Source organism: Streptomyces sp. NPDC048278, from assembly GCF_040652195.1.
In the GTDB taxonomy this organism is placed as follows: domain Bacteria; phylum Actinomycetota; class Actinomycetes; order Streptomycetales; family Streptomycetaceae; genus Streptomyces.
The window spans coordinates 65,348-84,235 of record NZ_JBEZLP010000017.1; the positions used below are offsets into that span (position 1 = coordinate 65,348).

Here is an 18,888-nt window from a genome sequence, read left to right on the forward strand (position 1 = left end):
TCCGGTCAGGGCCGCGGCACGTTGCGCAGGTTGGAGCGGGCCATCTGGACCATCCGGCCCACGCCGCCGTCGAGGACCATCTTGGACGCGGAGAGCGCGAACCCGGTGACCATCTCGGCCCTGATCTTCGGCGGGATGGAGAGCGCGTTGGGATCGGTGACGACGTCGACCAGGGCCGGGCCCTTGTGGCTGAAGGCGTCCTTGAGCGCGCCGGCGAGCTGCTTCGGCTTCTCGACCCGCACCCCGTAGGCACCGCAGGCCCGGGCCACGGCGGCGAAGTCGGGGTTGGTGTTGGCGGTGCCGTACGCAGGCAGTCCCGCGACCAGCATCTCCAACTCGACCATGCTCAGCGCCGAGTTGTTGAACAGGACCACCTTCACCGGCAGGTCGTACTGGACCAGGGTCAGGAAGTCGCCCATCAGCATGGCGAATCCGCCGTCCCCGGACATCGACACGACCTGCCGGCGCCGGTCGGTGAACTGGGCGCCGATCGCCATCGGCAGCGCGTTGGCCATCGAGCCGTGCGAGAAGGAACCGATGACCCGGCGGCGGCCGTTGGGCGAGATGTAGCGGGCCGCCCAGACGTTGCACATGCCGGTGTCGACGGTGAACACCGCGTCGTCGTCGGCGAGTTCGTCGAGGACCGAGGCCACGTACTCCGGGTGGATCGGGACGTGCTTCTCGACCTTCCGCGTGTACGCCTTCACCACCCCTTCGAGCGCGTCCGCGTGTTTCTTCAGCATCCGGTCGAGGAAGCGCCGGTTCTCCTTGGCCCGGACCCGGGGCACCAGGCAGCGCAGCGTCTCGCGCACATCGCCCCACACCGCGAGGTCGAGGCGGGAGCGGCGGCCCAGCACCTCGGGGCGGACGTCGACCTGGACGATCTGCACGTCGTCGGGGAGGAAGGCGTTGTACGGGAAGTCGGTGCCGAGCAGGATCAGCAGGTCGCACTCGTGGGTGGCCTCGTAGGCGGCGCCGTAGCCGAGCAGCCCGCTCATGCCGACGTCGTAGGGGTTGTCGTACTGGATGTGCTCCTTGCCGCGCAGGGCGTGCCCGACCGGGGACTTGACCTTCTCCGCCAGCTCCATGACCTCCGCGTGGGCGCCGGCCGTGCCGCTGCCGCAGAACAGGGTGACCTTGTCCGCCGCGTCGATCATCGCGACGAGCTTGTCGAGTTCGGCGTCGCCGGGGCGGACGGTGGGCCGTGAGGTGACGATGGCGGCCGAGGCGGACTGCTCGGGGGCGGGCCGGTCGGCGATGTCACCGGGCAGCGAGACGACGCTCACCCCGCTGCGGCCCACCGCGTGCTGGATGGCGGTCTGGAGGAGGCGGGGCATCTGCTGCGGGTTGGAGATCAGCTCGCTGTAGTGGCTGCACTCCTGGAAGAGCCGGTCGGGGTGGGTCTCCTGGAAGTAGCCGAGACCGATCTCGCTGGACGGGATGTGCGAGGCGAGGGCGAGCACCGGGGCCATCGAGCGGTGGGCGTCGTACAGGCCGTTGATGAGGTGCAGGTTGCCCGGGCCGCAGGAGCCGGCGCAGGCGGCCAGCGTGCCGGTGATCTGGGCCTCGGCGCCGGCCGCGAAGGCGGCGGTCTCCTCGTGGCGGACGTGGATCCAGTCGATGGCGGAGTTGCGGCGGACGGCGTCCACGACCGGGTTGAGGCTGTCGCCGACGACGCCGTAGAGGCGGCGCACCCCGGCGCGGACGAGGATGTCGACGAACTGTTCGGCGACGTTCTGCTTGGCCATGGCGGTCGGGCACCCTTCGGCTGCGCGGATCTCCGGCTTCCCCCACGATGCCCTTCCATGTATCCACAGAGGCCGCGCTCACGCCTCCCAGACGGCCGCCGCCGTACGGTCGTCGGCGTACCCCTTGACCCGGACCTGGGCGTCCGCGAGGAACGCGGCGAGGCCCGGCGGGGTGCGGCCGGACCAGCGCCTGGCCAGGTAGGCGCAGAGCGCGGGCTCGCCGCGCAGCGGTTCGGCGAGGCCGCCCGTGCACATCACGAGGGCATCACCCGGGCGGGCTACCGAGGCCCGGAACAGGAACGGGTCGCGGGGCGGCTCGGGGGCCGGTTCGTAGGGGCTCGGCGGGGTCGGGATGCCGAGGTCCATGGTGAGCCGGTCGCCCTGCGGGGTCTCGGAGGGCAGCGAGCCGAAGCCGAGCACGGGTTCACCGGCGCTGTCGGTGTCGACGCGCGGTTCGATGTCCTGCCACTCGCCGCCCCGCAGCCGGAACAGCCCGCCCTCGCCGACGCCGAAGAAGACCCGGGTACGGCACTGGGGGTGGGCGGGGAGCAGGAGGCAGCGCAGGCTGGCCGCGTACTCCTCGGGGGCGATGCCCTGTTCGGCGGCGCTGGTGCGGAGCTTGCCGAGGCTGCGGTCGGTGAGCCGGTGCAGGCCGGACTTGAGGTCGCCGCGCCGGGCGGCCCGGATGTCCTCGGTGAGCCGCTGGTGGCTGCGGCCGACGGCCCGGGCGATCAACCGGCACAGTTCGGCGGCGGCCCGGTGCGCGCCGGGGGTGGCCCGGGCGCCGGTGGCCATCGCGACCAGGACCAGGGCCTGTTCGCCGGCCCCGAAGCGGGCGGTGAGCAGGGCGTCACGGCGCGGCTCGCCCCGGTACCGGGCGGAGTCGCCGCGCTGCGAGACGGCCCGCAGGGTGCAGGCGCCGTAGCGGGCGCCGTCCAGGACGGTGTCGGAGACCAGGTCGTCGAGTTCGTCGGGGTCGGCGGCGGGCAGGGCGGTGGGCTCGGCGTCGTAGGTGGGCGGTCCGGAGCCGACGTAGTCCACGGAGGAGGCCGAGGCGGCGGCCGGGACGGACAGGGCAGCCGAGATGTCCGGGGTGTCCGGGGTGTCCGCGACGGCAGCGGCTGTGTACGGGGGCACGGGCAGGTCGGGGCGGGTCGCGGGGTAGGGGTCCGCCGGGGCGTCGTCGTCCGCCTCCAGCAGCTCCTGGTCCTCCTCGTCCCACGGCCAGCTCTTCGCGGCGGCCCCGATGTCCTCGGCCGGTGCGGCCGGGACAGCCGGGACAGCCGGGACAGCCGGCACGACGGGCGCCCGCTGGGCCGGCACGGTCGGCGGTGGCGGCTCGTCGGCCGGATCCGCGGTGACGCCCCGCCGTCCCCCGACCGTCTTCTTCGCCGAGGCGAAACGGTCGTCCAGGGAATCGGGTGCGGCCGTGGGCCCGGTGTCCTCGGTGGAGTCGTCGTACAACTGCCCCCACCAGTCGTCGTCGTGACGGGTGGGCCTACCCCCTGGCTGGCTCATGCCCCTAATTGTCCACCGCTCGGGCCGGATGAAAACGGGGCATCGGGAAAATCCCGCACCCGACCCCGTCTCGAACGGCGTGGCGAGGGACATCCCGAACACCCGTACAAGGAAAGGGTGGATGCCGATGTTGACACGTGCGAGTCGCCGGGTGATCCCACCCCCCACGGGAGAACCACCCGGCGACACCGGAGTGACCGGCCCCGGATCCCCGACGCGTACGCGCGTCATGGGGTCGGTCACCGTTCGCACGGCCGAACGCCACGGCGTCGGCCGGAAGGCCAGATTGTGACGGGTCTTCCTGGCGGTCCGCTGTGAATGGCGCATCGGTTTCCCGTGCGAAGGCACTGCGACGACGTGATCTTGCACGCTTCAGGGCCCGGCCGAGGCCGACGCGAGCGCGGCCGGGTGACCCGGAACCGACCTGCGTGTCCTCCCGCCGTCCGGCACTCTGGGCAGATGGGAGCAGGGGAACTCCTGCTGGTCGGCCTGGTGCTGGTGCTCGGCCTGTGCGGAGTGCTGGTGCCCGGGGTGCCGGGGACGGGTCTGGTGTGGGCCGCGGTGCTGTGGTGGGCGCTGTACGACCCGCGCCCTGTGGCCTGGTCGGTCCTGGTCGGGGCGACCGTGGTGCTGCTGGCGGCGCTGGTGGTCCGCTGGGCGCTGCCCCCGCGCCGGCTCCGGGCGAGCGGTGCCACCCCCCGGATGGCCGTGTACGCGGGAACCGGCGCCGTCCTCGGCTTCGTCCTGCTGCCCGTGCTCGGCGCGATCCCCGGTTTCATGGCCGGGATCTACCTGCACGAACGCCTCCGTCTCGGCCGGCACGCGGAGGCGTGGGCCGCCCTGCACACCACGATGGACGCGGGCGGCTCCAGCGTCCTGGCCGAGTTCTTCGCGTGCCTGCTCGTCGCGGCCGGCTGGCTGACGGCGGTGGTCCGGGCCGGTTGAATGGTCCGTCGGCCGCGTGCTCAGAGCAGCTCGCCGAGCGGGACGGCGTCGGCGAGGGCGCGCGTGCCGGTGTCGTTGAAGTGCAGGTGGTCGCCGGGGTCGTAGGCGGGCAGGATGCGGCCGGGCCGCTGCGGATCCCGTACGACGGCGTCGAAGTCGACGTACGCGTCGAAGACGTGTCCGGTGCGGATCAGCGCGTTCACCCGCTGCCGTACGGCCTCGCGCGCGTCGGTGTACGCGCTGTACCCCTCGTAGGGGGTGAGGGTCGCGCCGACCACCCTGATCCCCCGCTCGTGGGCGCGGGCCACGATGGTCCGGTAGGCCCGCACGAGGTCGTCGGGGTCCGTGGCCTCCGGGGTGCCCTTGATGTCGTTGATGCCTTCGAGGACGACCAGCGTCCGCACCCCGCTCCGGTCGAGCCCGTCGGCGTCCAGGCGGCTGAGGGCCCCCGGGCCCCCGGTGCTGTCGAGCAGGAGCCGGTTGCCGGAGATACCGGCGTTGAGGACACCGGCCCGCAAGGGCCGCAGGCGCTCCGCGAGGCGGTCGGGCCAGCGGTGGTTGGCGTCCATGCTGGTGCCGTTGCCGTCGGTGAGGGAGTCGCCGAAGGCGACCACGGTGCCGCGGTTCACGGCGCGCACGTCGACGCCGGTGACGTAGTACCAGTGGCCGGTGGTGCGGGTGTAGGCGGCGCCGTCCGCGTCGTCGGCCCGCCCGGCGCCGTCCGCGGCGAGGTAGCTGGTCTGGAGCGCGACCCGATGGTAGGTGGCGGGCCCGGAGTCGCCGGGCGTCTCGACGCTGACCAGCAGGTCGGCGCCGCCCTGCACGGCGAGCGGCACCGGGTCGCTGACCAGGTCCCGTCCGACGGGTACGACGGCGGTGGCGGCGCCCGCGAAGGTGGCGGCGCGCATCGAGCCGGGTACGGCGGCCGGGCCGCTGCCCTGGCGCAGGGCGACGGTGACGGCGCCGACCCGGAGCGGGGCGCTGCCGAGCCGGTTGCTGACCCGGACCCGCACCTCGCTGCCACCGGCGCTCAGGTGAACGACGTTGCGGTACGCGGCGCCGGGTACGGCGGGTTCGGTACCGGAGGGTGCGGCCTCCCAGCTCCCGGCCCAGAGCAAGGGCTCCGGGTCGGCACCGGCCTGCCCGGTCATCCCCGTCACCGCCAACAACGCGACCGCGAGCACGCGCCCGAACTTGCGCATCCACACCTGCCCTTCCGAGGCCTACAGGAGGGGAAGGTGACATACGGGCGGTGGCCTGAACAGCGACTCGACGGAGGGGGCACCCGGGTGGCGGAGTGGGGGGGAGGGGGCGGAGAGGGCGGAGGGGTGGTGACGGTCGTGGGGTGGGTGCGGGTGGGCGGGGGTTGCTCGCGCAGTTCCCCGCGCCCCTCACGGGGCGCCGCCCAGCCGCGTCCTGCATAGCCGCGGGCGACGTCGCAGCTGTTCAGCCGCGGGCAGTCGTGCCGCTGGGGCGGCACGGGTGGGCGCGGGCGGCAACCGGCAAGCGCCGGTGAGCGTCCCCACCCCACCCCGGCCTCAGCTCACCGCGCCTTCCAGCGTCAGCAGCCGCATCTTGCGGTCGACGCCGCCCGCGTACCCGGTCATCGTCCCGTCCGCTCCGATCACCCGGTGGCAGGGACGGACGATCAGCAACGGGTTGGCTCCGATCGCCCCGCCGACCGCGCGGACCGCCATCCGGGACGCGCCGATCCGCGCGGCGATCTCGCCGTACGTCGTCGTCGCCCCGTACGGAACGCTGTTGAGCGCGTGCCACACCCGCTCCCGGAACTCGGTGCCGTGCGTGGCCGACTCCAGTGCGAACTCCTTGAGCTCACCGGCGAAGTAGGCCGCGAGCTGCTCCTCGGCGGTCCGGAACGGGCCGGGATCGGACTGCCACCCCGCCTCGACGCTCCGGCCGCCCTTCTGCCCGGGGACGGACAGCGAGGTCAGCGCTCCGGTGGCGTCGGCGGTGAGGAGCAACTCCCCCACCGGTGAAGCGATCCGCGTCCAGTACGTGACATCCATCAGTTCCTCGGCTCTCTCTCCAGCAGCAGATGCCGGACGGCGTACGACCGCCAGGGCCGCCACTCGTCCGGTACGGCAGGTCCGTCCAGGCCGGGCAGCGCGACGTCGGGGTCGGCGAGGGCGCGGACGCGGATGGTCGCGACGGTCGCCGCGTCCATTGCGGGCAGGGCCCGCAGCGCCGCCTCCGCCTCGTCCCGGTCGGCGCCCGGATCCAGCCGCAGCGTCCCGTCGGCGAGCGCCGCGGCCAGCGCGCCGAGGCTGCCGCCGGGCTCCGCTCCCGCGAGCACGGCGGGCTCGGGGAAGAGGTGGGTGGGGCCGCCGGACGGAGCGTCCAGGGCCTTGCCGTACCGCCGCACCAGCCGCTCGGCGCCCGCGGTGCCGACGAGGGCCCGTACGGCGGCCTCGGCCGGGTCCGCAGCGCCGGGTGACCGCAGCCCCGGCCGGGCGGCGACCAGCGGAGCGAGCCGCGGGTCCTCGGCGAGCCGCTCGTCGACGGCGTACGGATCCGCGTCGAGGTCGAACAGCCTCCGCAGCCGCTGGACGGCGGTGGTCAGGTCGCGCGGGTCGGTGAGGCGCAGCCGTGCGTCGAGCCAGCCGCCGGGGTGGGCGCCGAGGCCGGTACCGGCGGCCCGGGTCGTACCGGTCCGTTCCTCGACGGCGACGACGGCATGGCCGTACGGCAGCCGCAGGGTACGGCGGTAGGTGCGCGTGCCGGGAGTGCCGGTGACCTCCTCGATGCCGGGCACGGCCTCGCGTTCCAGCAGGTCGAAGACGGGGCCGGCCTGGTACGGGCCGCGGTGGGCGAGCCGCAGCGGGATGCCTGCGGACGGGGAGCCGCGCCGTGCGCCGCGGCCCCCGGGCGCGGCCTCGCGCAGCCCGCTCGGGGTGGTGGCGTAGACGGCGCGGACGGTGTCGTTGAACTGCCGCACACTGGCGAAGCCGCTCGCGAACGCGATCTCCGTGATCGGCAGCTCGGTGGTCTGGAGCAGGGTGCGCGCGGTGTGCGCCCGCTGGGCGCGGGCGAGGGCGACGGGGCCGGCGCCGAGTTCGGCGGTGAGCTGCCGCTGGACCTGGCGGGCGCTGTAGCCGAGCCGGTCGGCGAGCCCGCCGACGCCCTCGCGGTCCACCACGCCGTCGCCGATCAGCCGTACGGCCCGGCCGACGACGTCGGCGCGGACGTTCCACTCGGCGGAGCCGGGGACCGCGTCCGGACGGCACCGGCGGCAGGCCCGGAACCCGGAGCCCTGCGCGGCTGCCGCGGTGGGGAAGAAGCGGACGTTGCGCCGCTTCGGGGTGACGGCGGGGCAGCTGGGACGGCAGTAGATGCCGGTGGTCTCGACGGCGAAGAAGAACGCGCCGTCGAACCGGGCGTCCCGGCTGCGGACCGCTTCGTACCTGGTGTCTTCGTCCATCACGTCGTCAAGTGTGGGCGATGGGAGGACGGCGGGCTGGCGGGAATCGGACAGGACGCTGGAGCCCCGTGAGGGGCGCGGGGCCACGTGAGGGGCGCGGGGCCACGTGAGGGGCGCGGGGCTGTGCCGACGTGCGGCCGGCTGCCGCCGTGTGTGCCCCCGCGCCCCGTGCCCCGTGCCCCCGTGCCCCCGTGGTCAGTCCTCTACCCCTACCGCCACCGCCCCCGCTTCGCCTCCATCGCCGCCTTCCCCTCCGCGCCCTTCTTCTTCCAGTCCTTCTTGATCTCGGCCCGGAGCCGTGCGTCGGTCTTCGCGACGATCCACTGGTTCTCCCGCATGAGCTTGCGGTAGCTCTCCAGCCGGCGCACGGGCAGTTCGCCGGCCTCCACCGCGGAGCGCACCGCGCAGCCCGGCTCGCTGTCGTGTCCGCAGTCGGAGAAGCGGCAGCCCTCCCCCAGTTCCTCGATCTCGGCGAACACCTGCCCGACGCCGGTCTCGGCGTCAAACAGGCCCACGCCGCGCAGTCCGGGCGTGTCGATCAGCACGCCGCCGCCCGGGAGCGCGAGGAGGTTGCGGGTGGTGGTGGTGTGGCGGCCCTTGCCGTCGACGTCGCGGGCCGCCTGGACCTCCATCACGTCATCGCCGGTCAGCGCGTTGGCGAGGGTGGACTTGCCGGCACCGGACTGGCCGAGCAGCACGGACGTACCGGAGCCGACGAGGGCGACGAGCGCCTCCAGGCCGTCGCCCGCGTGGGCGCTGACCGTGAGGACCGGTACGCCCGGGGCCGTCGTCTCGACGTCCTGGACGAGATGGGCGAGGGTCGCCGGGTCCGGGACCAGGTCGGCCTTGGTGAGGACCACGACCGGCTGCGCCCCGGACTCCCAGGCCAGCGCCAGGAACCGTTCGACGCGGCCGAGGTCGAGTTCGACGGCGAGGGACACCGCGACGATCGCGTGGTCGACGTTGGCGGCGAGGATCTGCCCCTCGGACCGCTTGGAGGAGGTGGAGCGCACGAAGGCGGTACGGCGCGGCAGATACGCGCGTACGTAACGGGGGTTGCCGCCGGGTTCCACGGCGACCCAGTCGCCGGTGCACACGACGCGCATCGGATCGTGCGGGGTGACGAACGCGGTGTCGGCGCGCAGCAGGCCGCCGGCGGTGACGACGTCGCACTGCCCGCGGTCGACGCGGACGACCCGCCCGGCGAGCAGTCCTTCGGCGCCGTAGGGGGCGAACTCCTTCGCCCAGGTCTCGTCCCAGCCGTAGGGAGCGAGGGTGGAGAAAACAGCGGAGCTGGAAGTCAAGGGTGACCCTTCACAAGGGCGGCCCCGGGAAAGTAAGTGGTCAGCCGGTGGCCGCGGAGGTGGAATGGATGAGCTTCTGGTCGCGGGCAGCGCCCGTCGCAACGACAGCCATCGGTCAACACCTCCGTGATCGAGTCGGGTCACCGCGGCACCCTGGGGGTGGCCGCTCCGATGCCACCGACCTTAGAAGCCGCCCGCACCCCGCCGCCACCGAATTACGGCGCGAGGCCGGAAGGCTCCGTCGCCACCGGGCGCGGGGCTCGCGGACGGTGTCGTACCGGGCACGGATCGGTTGCGGCCGGGGCTCTCCGCGCCGGCGGGCGCGGGAACGCCGGGATCATGGCGGCCATGAGCAGAGACCGGTACGTCGACTTCCTGCGCGCGTGGGCGATCGTGCTCGTGGTGCTCGGCCACTGGCTGATCACCGCCCTGGTCCGGGATCCGGACGGGCGGATCACCGCCCCGGAGCTGCTGGCGACGGTGGACTGGACCCAGTGGCTGACCCTCGGGTTCCAGATCATGCCGCTGTTCTTCCTGGCCGGGGGCCATGCCGCGGGCGGCTCCTGGGCGCGGGCCCGGGCGGCCGGGAACACGTCGGCGGGGTGGCTCGGGCGGCGGGCGTTGCGGCTGCTCCTTCCGGTGGCGGTCTACAGCGGCGCGGTGCTGCTCGCGGTCGGCGTCTGCACGGCGGTCGGCGTGGACGCGGACACGCTGGCGCTCGTGGGCTGGGCGATGGGGATGCAGTTCTGGTTCCTGCCGGTGTATCTGCTGCTCAGCGCGCTGACGCCGCTGCTGTACGCGGCGCATCGGCGGTGGGGCCTGCGCGTCCCGCCGGTGCTGGGGGCGGTCGCCCTGGTGGCCGACGCGCTCGTGGTGACCGTGCACGCGCCCTACGTCGGGCTGCTGAACTACGTGCTCGTGTGGGGCGTCGCCTACCAGCTGGGCTTCTGCTGGCGGGACGGTCTGCTGACCGGCCGCCGGTCCGCGACCCGCCTGGCCCACCCGGCCCGCGTGCCGCTCGTGCCGCTCGCGATGGCGGTGGGCGGCGGGCTGGCCTTCGCCGCGCTCGTCGCCCTCGGGCCGTTCCCGGTGAGCCTGATCCTGGTGACCGGGCAGAGTCCCAGCAACACCAACCCGCCGTCGGCCGCGATGCTGGCGTGGCTGGTCGCCCAGGTCGGCCTGAGCCTGCTCGCCGCGCCGGTGCTGCGGCGGCTGCTGGCTCGCGAGCGGGTGTGGCGGGTGGTCCGCCCCGTCGGCGCGGCGAGCATGACGCTGTACCTGTGGCACATGCTGCCGGTGCTGATCGTCGCCGCCGCGTTCTACCTGACCGGTCTCGCGCCGGAGCCGGTGCTCGGGTCCGCGGCGTGGTGGGGGCTGCGCGTGCCGTGGCTGCTGGTGCTCGGCGCCGTCCTGGCCTGCGTCGTCCTGGCGCTGCGGCCGTGGGAACGGGGGTTGGGCGTGCTGTACGGGCGGACCGTCCCGGACGCCGGGCTGCGCCGTGCCTGGCCGCTGTGGGCCGGGCTGGCCGTGGACGTCGCCGCGCTGACCCGGTTCGCCGTGCGGGGGTTCGCGCCGGACGGCCGGTTCCCCCTGCTGCCCGCCCTGGGCCTGGCGCTGGGCACGGTGCTGGTGACGGTCCCCCGGTGGACGGCCGCGGAGCGACTCGGGCAGCCCGGCGCCACGCGCACCACCGACCGGGTCTGAAGCTGTGCTACGGTTGCAGAGTTGCAGTTGTGGTACCCATGAACCTATGTGCGCCTGACGGGAATGTTTCTCTCCTGCAGGCGCATTATTTGTTTTCCGGCATCTCCGGATGGGGCCTCTGCCTACAGAACGGAGAAGGTCATGGCACAGGGAACCGTGAAGTGGTTCAACGCCGAAAAGGGCTTCGGCTTCATCCAGCAGGACGGCGGCGGTCCGGACGTGTTCGCCCACTACTCGAACATCCAGTCCCAGGGCTTCCGTGAGCTCCAGGAAGGCCAGCGGGTCTCCTTCGACGTCACGCAGGGTCAGAAGGGCCCGCAGGCGGAGAACATCGTCCCCGCCTGATCGCCTTACGCGTATCCACTCGCCGGGGTCCGTATCGTCATGGTGCGGACCCCGGTTTGTGCTGTTCCAGGAAGGCAGACAGCAGCATGTCCCGCAGGCCCCAGAAGCCGAACAGGCGCACCTCGTCGTCCAGGACGGCCCCGGCGTCCCCGCCGTCCGGTCCGTCGTCACGTGAGTTCCGGCTGCCGGAGAACACGACGCCCGGGCTTCCCGCCGTCGAGGACTTCGCCGCTCTGGACATGCCCGCGGCGTTGCTGAAGACCCTGGCCGCGCAGGGGGTGACCACCCCGTTCCCCATCCAGGCCGCCACGCTGCCCAACTCGCTGGCCGGCCGTGACCTGCTGGGACGAGGCCGGACCGGCTCCGGCAAGACCCTTGCGTTCGGGCTGGCGCTCCTCGCCCGTACGGCAGGACTGCGCGCGCAGCCCAAGGCGCCCCTCGCCCTCGTGCTGGTACCCACCCGTGAGCTCGCCCAGCAGGTGACGGACGCGCTGACGCCGTACGCGACGGCGGTGAACCTCCGGGTGGCCACGGTCGTCGGCGGACTGTCGATCACCAAGCAGGCCGCCACCCTGCGGCGCGGCGCCGAGGTGGTCGTGGCGAGTCCCGGCCGCCTCAACGACCTCGTGGAACGCGGGGACTGCGTACTCGGCGACGTCCGCATCACGGTGCTGGACGAGGCCGACCAGATGACCGACATGGGCTTCCTGCCGCAGATCACCAAGCTGATCCAGCAGGTACGGCCCGACGGGCAGCGGCTGCTCTTCTCGGCCACGCTCGACCGGAACATCGACCGCCTGGTGCAGCGGTTCCTGACCGACCCGGTGGTGCACTCCGTGGACCCGTCCGCGGGGGCGGTCACCACGATGGAGCACCACGTGCTCCACATCCAGGACGAGACCGACAAGAAGGCCGTCACCACGCGCATCGCGGCCCGCGACGGCCGGGTCATCCTCTTCCTCGACACCAAGAGATCCGCCGACCGGCTCGCCAAGCGGCTCCTCGCCGTCGGCGTCCGCGCGGCGGCGCTGCACGGCGGCCGTTCCCAGCCGCAGCGCAACCGCACCCTGGAGCAGTTCAGGAACGGCCAGGTCACCGCGCTGGTGGCAACGAACGTCGCGGCCCGTGGCATACACATCGACGACCTCGACCTCGTCGTGAACGTCGATCCTCCGACCGACCACAAGGACTACGTCCACCGGGGCGGCCGTACGGCCCGCGCCGGCGGCTCCGGCAGCGTGGTCACGCTGGTCCTGCCCGAGCAGAAGCGCGACGTCACCCGGCTCATGTCGGACGCGGGCATCAGCCCCCGTACGGCCCGCATCGCGTCGGGCGACGCCGAGCTGACCACCCTCACCGGCGCCCGCGAGCCCTCCGGCGTGCCGGTCGTCATCGAGGTCCCGCAGCCGACGCCGACCACGGCGTCCCGGCCGGACCGGAAGACCGACGCCAAGCCCGGCAGGCGTTCCGGCCGCCGGCGCCGCGGCGGCGGCGCCGGAACGGAGACGGGTACGCCCACCGCAACGGCCGGCCGCCGGACGGGGGCCGCCGGGGCGGCGAGGGATGCCGCCGGGGCGAACGGCCGTGGCACCGCCGGCACGAACGGTCGCGGCGGCGAGGGCGGCCGTGGCACCGACCGCCGAGCCGCGGCCGGCACCGCGGCCGGCAAGGACGACCGCGGCTCCCGCCGACGCACCCCGCCGTCCGCCGGCACCACTGGCACCACAACCGCCCGCCGCACCAACCGCCGCACCCCGGCCACCTGACCGACCCACACCCCACCGTCGACCGACCGCACCACCATCGTGGCTTGCCGCGCAGTTCCCCGCGCCCCTGACGGGGCGCAGTACGCACCCGGCCGACCGACGCCCTGCCGCGCCCCTCAGGGGCGCGGGGAACTGCGCGACCAGCCACGACGGTGCCGCACCTGGCACGCGGCCGTGTCGCCCTACGCGGCGAACGGCCCCGGCAGCTCGCCCGAGCCGCGTCGGATCAGCCGGGTCGGCATGACCACGGTGCGGGGTGGGGAGGCGTCGCCGTGGATGCGGGCGAAGAGGAGGTGGGCCGCGCTGGTCGCGAGGGCCACCGGGTCCTGGGCGATGACCGTGACGGGCGGGGTGAGGCGGGAGGCGAGCGCGAAGTCGTCGAAGGCGACGAAGGCGAGGTCGCCGGGGGCCGCGGTGAGGGCGCCGAAGGCGAGGAGTTCGTTGCCGGCGAGGAGGGCCGTCGGGGGGTCGGGAAGTGACAGCATCCCGGTGACGGCCGCCGCCGCCTCAGGCCCGGTACGCACCGCGTCCCTGACCAGCGCCGGATCGGCGGCGATGCCCGCGGCGGCGAGCGCCGCCAGAAAACCCCGTCGGCGTTCGCCGAACGTCCAGATCTTCGGCGTGTCGCCCAGGTAGGCGATCCTGCGGTGGCCGTGCGCCACCAACTGGTCCACGGCCCCCCGCACCGCGCCGAAGTTGTCGACCACCACGGCGTCCACGTCGAGGCCGGGTGCCGCCCGGTCCACGCAGACGATCTTCGTGCCCTGCGCCTGCGCGGGCCGCAGGAAGCGGTGGCTGCCCGCGGCCGGGGTGAGGATCAGGCCGTCGACGCGGCGGGCGGTGAACGCGGCGATCACCTCGCGTTCCCGGCGCAGGTCGGCGCGGCTGGAGCCGATGAGCATGATGCTGCCCCGCTGCCGGGCGACGTCCTCGGCGGCGGAGGCGACCGCGGCCATGAAGGGATCGGTCACGTCGTCCACCAACAGGCCGATGATCTGGCTCAGTTCATGCGTGCGGCGCAACTGCCGTGCCACGTCGTCGCGTTGGTAGCCGAGCTTGCGGACGGCGGCCTCCACGCGCGCGGCGGTCCGCGGGGCGACGGCCGCATCGCCGTTGACGACGCGGGACACCGTCATCGTGCTGACGCCCGCTTCCGCGGCAACGTCCTTCATGGTCGGCCGGGTGGCTGCCACGCCACGTCCTCCAGCTGCGTCACGTTTGAGCGTCGACTCGTTAACGTTACCAACTCGCACGCGTGTCAACAGCCTTGCGAACAACGGGAGATGACGGCGTGACCAGCGCGCCCGGAGACCGGCTGCACCACCCTTGACACCCCGCTGTGGGCGCCCCAAGAATCAGCCAAGCTGTTAACGATACCAACCAGAAGGCACAACATGGCCTCTGCAAGGGAACCACTGCTCACCGCACATGGGGTGGTCAAGCGTTTCGGCCACGTCCAGGCGCTCTCGGGCGCCGATTTCACGGCATACCCCGGCGAGGTCGTCGCCCTCATCGGTGACAACGGTGCCGGCAAGTCCACTCTGGTGAACGTCCTGTCGGGCGTGCTCTCCCCCGACGCCGGCGAGGTCCGCCTGGACGGGGCGCCGGTGCGGTTCTCCGGTCCGATGGACGCCCAGCGGCAGGGCGTGGAGACCGTCTACCAGGACCTCTCGCTCGCACCCGACCTGGACGCGGCGGCCAATCTGTACCTCGGCCGGGAGATCGTGCGCGGGGGGCTGCTCGGGCGCATCGGCGTCCTCGACCGGCCCGCGATGCGCCGCGAGGCGGTCAGGGCCTTCGCCGAACTGGGCGTGGAGCTCAAGGATGTGACGGCTCCTGTGACAACGTTGTCCGGCGGGCAGCGGCAGTCCGTCGCGGTGGCCCGTGCCGTCGCCTTCGCCCACAAGGTCATCTTCATGGACGAGCCGACCGCCGCACTGGGCGTGGTCCAGCGCGCCCGGGTCCTGGAGACCGTCCGCAGGGTCGCCGACCGGGGCATCTGCGTCGTGCTGATCAGCCACAACATGCCCGAGGTGCTGTCGGTGGCGGACCGGGTGGAGGTGCTGCGGCTGGGCCGGCGCGTCGCGTCGTACACGGCCGCCGACACGACGATCGAGGAGCTGGTCGGGGCCATGACCGGCTCGCTGGACGGGCCGAACGGCTCCGGGGAAGCGGAGGGCGCACGATGACCGCGCAGAGCGAGAAGGCCGCGGCGGCCACGGGCGGCCGGGCCGCGCCGCCCGACTGGTTGCGGCGTGCGGCGACCCTCAACGAACTGTGGACCTTCGTCATCCTGGTGGCGCTGGTCCTGTTCTTCACGATCGCGGCGCCGGGCAAGTTCTTCACCACGTACGACATCACCCAGATCGCCGTGAACGCCGCCATCTACCTGGTGCTCGGCGTCGGCATGACGTTCGTGATCATCACGGCCGGCATCGACCTGTCGATCGGCTCGGTGCTGGTGCTGGCCGCGGTGGCGGCGGGCGAGTACAACATCCATCACGGCGGGCCGAATTCGGGCTGGGGCACGGTCGCGTTCTGCGTCGTCATCGCGCTGGCGGTGGGGACGGCCTGGGGCGCGTTGCAGGGTGCGGTGGTGGCGACCGGCAAGGTGCCGCCGCTGATCGTGACGCTGGGCGGACTCGGCGCGGCGCTGGGGATCGCCGAACTCGCCACCGGCGGGCAGGACCCGGCCGGGGCGGCCTCCACGCATCTGCAGAACAGCCTCGGTTTCGGCAAGGTGCTGGGCATCCCGTGGATGGTGGTCCTGGCGGCCGTGGTGACCGCGATCTTCGGTGCGGTGCTCGGCAGTACGCGGTTCGGCGAGCACACGCTCGCGATCGGTTCGAACCCGACCGCCGTCCGGCGGGCGGGCATTCCGGTGGGCCGGCAACTGGTCAAGGTATACGGCCTGATGGGGCTGCTGGCCGGGCTCGGCGCGGTGATGTGGCTGGCCTCGTACGGCACGACGTCGATCGCCGGGCACTCCACCGACAACCTCAAGGTGATCACCGCGGTGGTCCTCGGCGGGACCAGCCTGTTCGGCGGCCGGGGTTCGGTGCTGGGCACGGTGATCGGTGTCTTCATCCCGGCGGTGCTGACCACCGGGCTGATCGTGATCGGCGTCCAGCAGTACTGGCAGGACGTGGCGGTGGGTGTGGTGCTGGTCGTGGCGGTCTACATCGACCAGTTGCGCAGGAAGACCCGGGAACGCGCATGACTAAGGAGGACTCTGTGATGGGGAGCATTCGCAGCAGGCGCCGGTTGCTGGTCGCGGTGGGCACGGTTCTGGCCCTCGGCGCGGGCGCCTCGGCGTGCGGTTCGTCCAATGACAGCGGCGGCTCGGGGAGTTCGGGCGGCGCCAAGGGCAAGAAGGTCCGGCTGATCACCGGGGTGAAGAGCGACCCGTTCTACATCACCATGACCTGTGCCGCGCAGGCGGAGGCCAAGGCGAAGGGGATGGACTTCACGGCCGACGGTTCCGCGCAGTGGGACGTGTCGGTGCAGCGGCCGCTGCTCGACTCGACGGCCGCGTCCCGGCCCGACGGGCTGCTGATCTCGCCGGTCGACACCAGCGCGCTGACGCCGTCGCTCAAGCAGATCCAGTCGGCCGGTACCAAGGTGGCGCTGGTGGACACGACGGTGACCGACACGTCGGTCGGCATCACCCGGATCTCGTCGGACAACGAGAAGGGCGGCCGGGTCGCGGCCGACGCGCTGGCCAAGCTGATGAACGAGAAGGGCTCGGTCATCGTCATCAGCGTCAAGCCCGGCGTGTCGACGACGGACGCCCGGATCAAGGGCTTCACCGAGGAGATGGGCAAGTACCCGAACATCAAGGTGCTGCCGACGCTCTACGACAACGACCTGCCGGCCACCGCGGCCTCCCAGATCCAGTCGACGCTGGCCGCCCACCCGGACCTGGGCGGGGCGTTCGCGGGCAACACCAACACCGGCACGGGCATCGCCACCGGTCTGAAGCAGGCCGGCAAGCAGGGCACGGTGAAGGTGGCCGCGTTCGACGCGGAGCCCGACGAGGTCGCCGCGCTGAAGGCGGGCACCCTCCAGGTGCTGGTCGCCCAGGACCCGGCGGCGATCGGCCGGCAGGCGGTGGACCAGCTCGCCGACGCCTTCGAGGGCAAGCCGGTCAGCAAGTCGATCGGCACCAACATGGTGGCGATCACCAAGGACAACATGAACGAGCCGGCGGTCAGCAAGTACTTCTACAAGTCGCAGTGCTGAGCGGGGTTCGCAAGACCTGATGTGACGTACGGCCGGCGGCCGGGCGGACCCACCCTCCTGGGCCCTCCCGGCCGCCGGTCGTGCGGGCGGCACCGGCTCAGTTCAGCGAGCAGGAGGAACCGTTGAGCGTGAAGGCGTACGGCGCCGAGTTGCTGCCGCTCCAGGTGCCGAGGAAGCCGAAGGACAGGGCGCCGTTCGCGGCGACCGACTGGTTGTAGTCGGCGGCGTCGGCGGTGACCCGGCCGCCGTTCTGGCTGACGGTGGCGTCCCACATCTGGGTGACCTTCTGGCCGTCCCGGAAGGACCACTGGACCCGCCAGCCGGTCAGGGCCTGGGTGGTGGTGACGGTGACGGTGGACTGGAAGCCGTCGGTCCACTGGTTGACCAGGTCGTAGGAGACCTGGCAGGAGGCCGCCGCGGGGGCGGAGGGTTCGGCGGAGGCGGAGGAGTCGCCGTGGTGGCCGGTGCTCGCCGTGGCCGAGGAGGTGCCCTGGGGTTCCGGGTCGGGGTTCTTGTGGCCCGGCTTCCCGGTGGTGGCCGACGCGGAGGGGGTCGTGGAGGCGGACGCGGTGTGCGTGGCGGTCGGGTCGGTGGACGGGACGCCGGCGCTGGGGTCGGCGACCGGCTGGCGGTCGTCGTGGGAGGCGGAGGCCGTGTCGTCGCCGGAGCCGCCGCCCATCGGCATCATCGACACGCCGAGCGCCACCAGGGAGATCAGCACCGCCGCGCCGAGCAGGCCGTGCCGCAGCACCTTGCCCCGGCCGCCGCTCTCCTTGGGGTCGCCGCCTTCGATCTCGGCGATGGCCGGCCGGCCGGCGCCGAGCCGTACCTCGGCGGCGCGCCGACGGCGCTCCAGGTAGGCGAGGCCGCCCCAGCCGATGACCCCGCCGGCGAGCGCCGCGGGCAGTCCGCCGCCGTGCAGCCGCAGACAGGCGGCGGCCTCGGCGCACTGCACACAGGTGGCGAGGTGCCGGGAGAGGTCGTCGGGCGTGTCGGCCGCCGAGGACCGGGTGACCGCGTCGAGGAGCCGGGCGTAGCTGCGGCACTCGGCTTCCATCGGCGTGTCGAGGTGGGCCCGGTGGCAGCGGTCGCGGAAGAGTCCGCGCACCTGCTCCAGCTCCTGCGCGACGACGGTCGGGTCGAGACCGAGCCGGCGGGCCACGGCGGACAGCGGCAGCGCCTCCACCTCGGCCAGCCACAGCAGCGAGGCGTCCGCCTCCTGCATGTCGCGCAGGCCGCGCAGCGCGACCGGCCGCTGCAGCGGCGGGCCCGTGTAGCGTGCGGCCTTCTCGGAGTTGAGCCACAGCCTGAGGTCCGGATCGAGCTTGTGCCCGAGCCCGCCGGCCTCCCAGGCGGCGGCCGTGTTGCGCACGGCGGTGAGCAGCAGCGGGATCATCGGGAGCCGGGCGGCGCGCCGTCCGGAGCTGCGCACCGGCGCGAAGTCCGCCTCACGGGCCTCACGCATGCCGAGCGTGAAGGCCTCGGTGGCCAGTTGGTTGGCCGTCAGAGAGCCGGACGTGCACAGGTCGGCATAGGAGAGCACCGCGTCCCAGCATTCGGAGAACAGCGCTGCCTCGGCGGCGTCCTGAGGGGTCGGCAGGTCGGGCATGGGTCTCCTGCATCCAAAGCGAGGTCAACTCACCGTATCGGCAACGGAGTTGGGGGGAACCTCGCGGCAGGGCCCGAGCTTTTCACGTCTCCTGCACAACTGACAAGCGGCATATTCGAAACCGGTTACCGGTGGTCGTGCTACGGATTCTCCCCGTCACCCATACCACCGGCCACCGGCTTCACGTCAACCGCCGCGTGCAGTCGTCCGGCCTCTCGGACCGGCGAGAGAACGCTTTCGTACCCGCCGTGACCCACAACTCCGGCCC

At 73.1% G+C, this 18,888-nt stretch carries 15 protein-coding genes; 7 read left to right on the plus strand and 8 right to left on the minus strand.

All coding sequences use genetic code 11. The annotated features are described in order from the left end of the window. Positions 1-5: 5 nt before the first annotated feature. A complete protein-coding gene (locus AB0D74_RS27625) occupies positions 6-1,748 on the minus strand; it encodes a pyruvate dehydrogenase (protein WP_362592480.1) in 1,743 nt (580 codons plus the stop codon). A gap of 78 nt (positions 1,749-1,826) precedes the next feature. Further along, entirely contained in the window at positions 1,827-3,266 is a 1,440-nt protein-coding gene (locus AB0D74_RS27630; protein ID WP_362592483.1) for a protein phosphatase 2C domain-containing protein, read from the minus strand. A gap of 459 nt (positions 3,267-3,725) precedes the next feature. Between AB0D74_RS27630 and AB0D74_RS27635 the strand changes: the two genes are divergently transcribed. After that, positions 3,726-4,211 (plus strand): DUF456 domain-containing protein, encoded by a 486-nt coding sequence (locus tag AB0D74_RS27635; RefSeq protein ID WP_362592486.1) that lies wholly within the window; start codon positions 3,726-3,728, stop codon positions 4,209-4,211. Positions 4,212-4,231: 20 nt separating this feature from the next. Here the strand turns inward: AB0D74_RS27635 and AB0D74_RS27640 are convergent, their stop codons facing one another. The 4 genes from AB0D74_RS27640 to rsgA all read right to left on the minus strand — a co-directional run bounded on the left by AB0D74_RS27640 (position 4,232) and on the right by rsgA (position 8,954). After that, positions 4,232-5,413, minus strand: a complete 1,182-nt coding sequence (locus tag AB0D74_RS27640) for an SGNH/GDSL hydrolase family protein (RefSeq protein ID WP_362592490.1) — start codon at positions 5,411-5,413, stop codon at positions 4,232-4,234. Between the two features lie 336 nt (positions 5,414-5,749). Further along, positions 5,750-6,238: a methylated-DNA--[protein]-cysteine S-methyltransferase gene (locus tag AB0D74_RS27645; RefSeq protein ID WP_362592493.1), complete on the minus strand. Its 489-nt coding sequence runs from the start codon at positions 6,236-6,238 to the stop codon at positions 5,750-5,752. Beyond that, positions 6,238-7,650: an AlkA N-terminal domain-containing protein gene (locus AB0D74_RS27650; RefSeq protein ID WP_362592791.1), complete on the minus strand. Its 1,413-nt coding sequence runs from the start codon at positions 7,648-7,650 to the stop codon at positions 6,238-6,240. The genes AB0D74_RS27645 and AB0D74_RS27650 overlap by 1 nt, the downstream gene beginning before the upstream one ends. Before the next feature lie 209 nt (positions 7,651-7,859). After that, positions 7,860-8,954: a ribosome small subunit-dependent GTPase A gene (rsgA, locus tag AB0D74_RS27655; protein ID WP_362592496.1), complete on the minus strand. Its 1,095-nt coding sequence runs from the start codon at positions 8,952-8,954 to the stop codon at positions 7,860-7,862. Positions 8,955-9,302: 348 nt separating this feature from the next. On the opposite strand from rsgA, the gene AB0D74_RS27660 reads away from it, so the two are divergent. The 3 genes from AB0D74_RS27660 (at position 9,303) to AB0D74_RS27670 (ending at position 12,769) form a co-directional block, all read left to right on the plus strand. Then, positions 9,303-10,658, plus strand: a complete 1,356-nt coding sequence (locus AB0D74_RS27660; RefSeq protein WP_362592500.1) for an acyltransferase — start codon at positions 9,303-9,305, stop codon at positions 10,656-10,658. A gap of 141 nt (positions 10,659-10,799) precedes the next feature. Next, entirely contained in the window at positions 10,800-11,003 is a 204-nt protein-coding gene (locus AB0D74_RS27665) for a cold-shock protein (RefSeq protein ID WP_016578941.1), read from the plus strand. An 86-nt stretch (positions 11,004-11,089) separates the two neighbouring features. Continuing rightward, complete coding sequence (locus tag AB0D74_RS27670) at positions 11,090-12,769, plus strand: DEAD/DEAH box helicase (protein ID WP_362592504.1); 1,680 nt, start codon at positions 11,090-11,092, stop codon at positions 12,767-12,769. 182 nt (positions 12,770-12,951) lie between these two features. Here AB0D74_RS27670 and AB0D74_RS27675 read toward each other — a convergent pair whose 3' ends face one another. After that, positions 12,952-13,962 (minus strand): LacI family DNA-binding transcriptional regulator, encoded by a 1,011-nt coding sequence (locus AB0D74_RS27675; protein WP_362592506.1) that lies wholly within the window; start codon positions 13,960-13,962, stop codon positions 12,952-12,954. 201 nt (positions 13,963-14,163) lie between these two features. Here AB0D74_RS27675 and AB0D74_RS27680 point away from each other — a divergent pair, with 201 nt between their 5' ends. Genes AB0D74_RS27680 through AB0D74_RS27690 form a run of 3 tightly spaced genes read left to right on the plus strand, consistent with a single transcriptional unit; the run spans position 14,164 to position 17,011 of the window. Next, positions 14,164-14,958 (plus strand): ATP-binding cassette domain-containing protein, encoded by a 795-nt coding sequence (locus AB0D74_RS27680; protein WP_362592509.1) that lies wholly within the window; start codon positions 14,164-14,166, stop codon positions 14,956-14,958. Beyond that, entirely contained in the window at positions 14,955-15,989 is a 1,035-nt protein-coding gene (locus AB0D74_RS27685) for an ABC transporter permease (protein ID WP_362592512.1), read from the plus strand. Before AB0D74_RS27680 ends, AB0D74_RS27685 begins: the two co-directional genes overlap by 4 nt. Before the next feature lie 17 nt (positions 15,990-16,006). Then, complete coding sequence (locus AB0D74_RS27690; RefSeq protein ID WP_362592515.1) at positions 16,007-17,011, plus strand: ABC transporter substrate-binding protein; 1,005 nt, start codon at positions 16,007-16,009, stop codon at positions 17,009-17,011. Positions 17,012-17,108: 97 nt separating this feature from the next. Here the strand turns inward: AB0D74_RS27690 and AB0D74_RS27695 are convergent, their stop codons facing one another. Continuing rightward, positions 17,109-18,620 (minus strand): cellulose-binding domain-containing protein, encoded by a 1,512-nt coding sequence (locus AB0D74_RS27695; RefSeq protein WP_362592518.1) that lies wholly within the window; start codon positions 18,618-18,620, stop codon positions 17,109-17,111. Between the last annotated feature and the right edge of the window lie 268 nt (positions 18,621-18,888).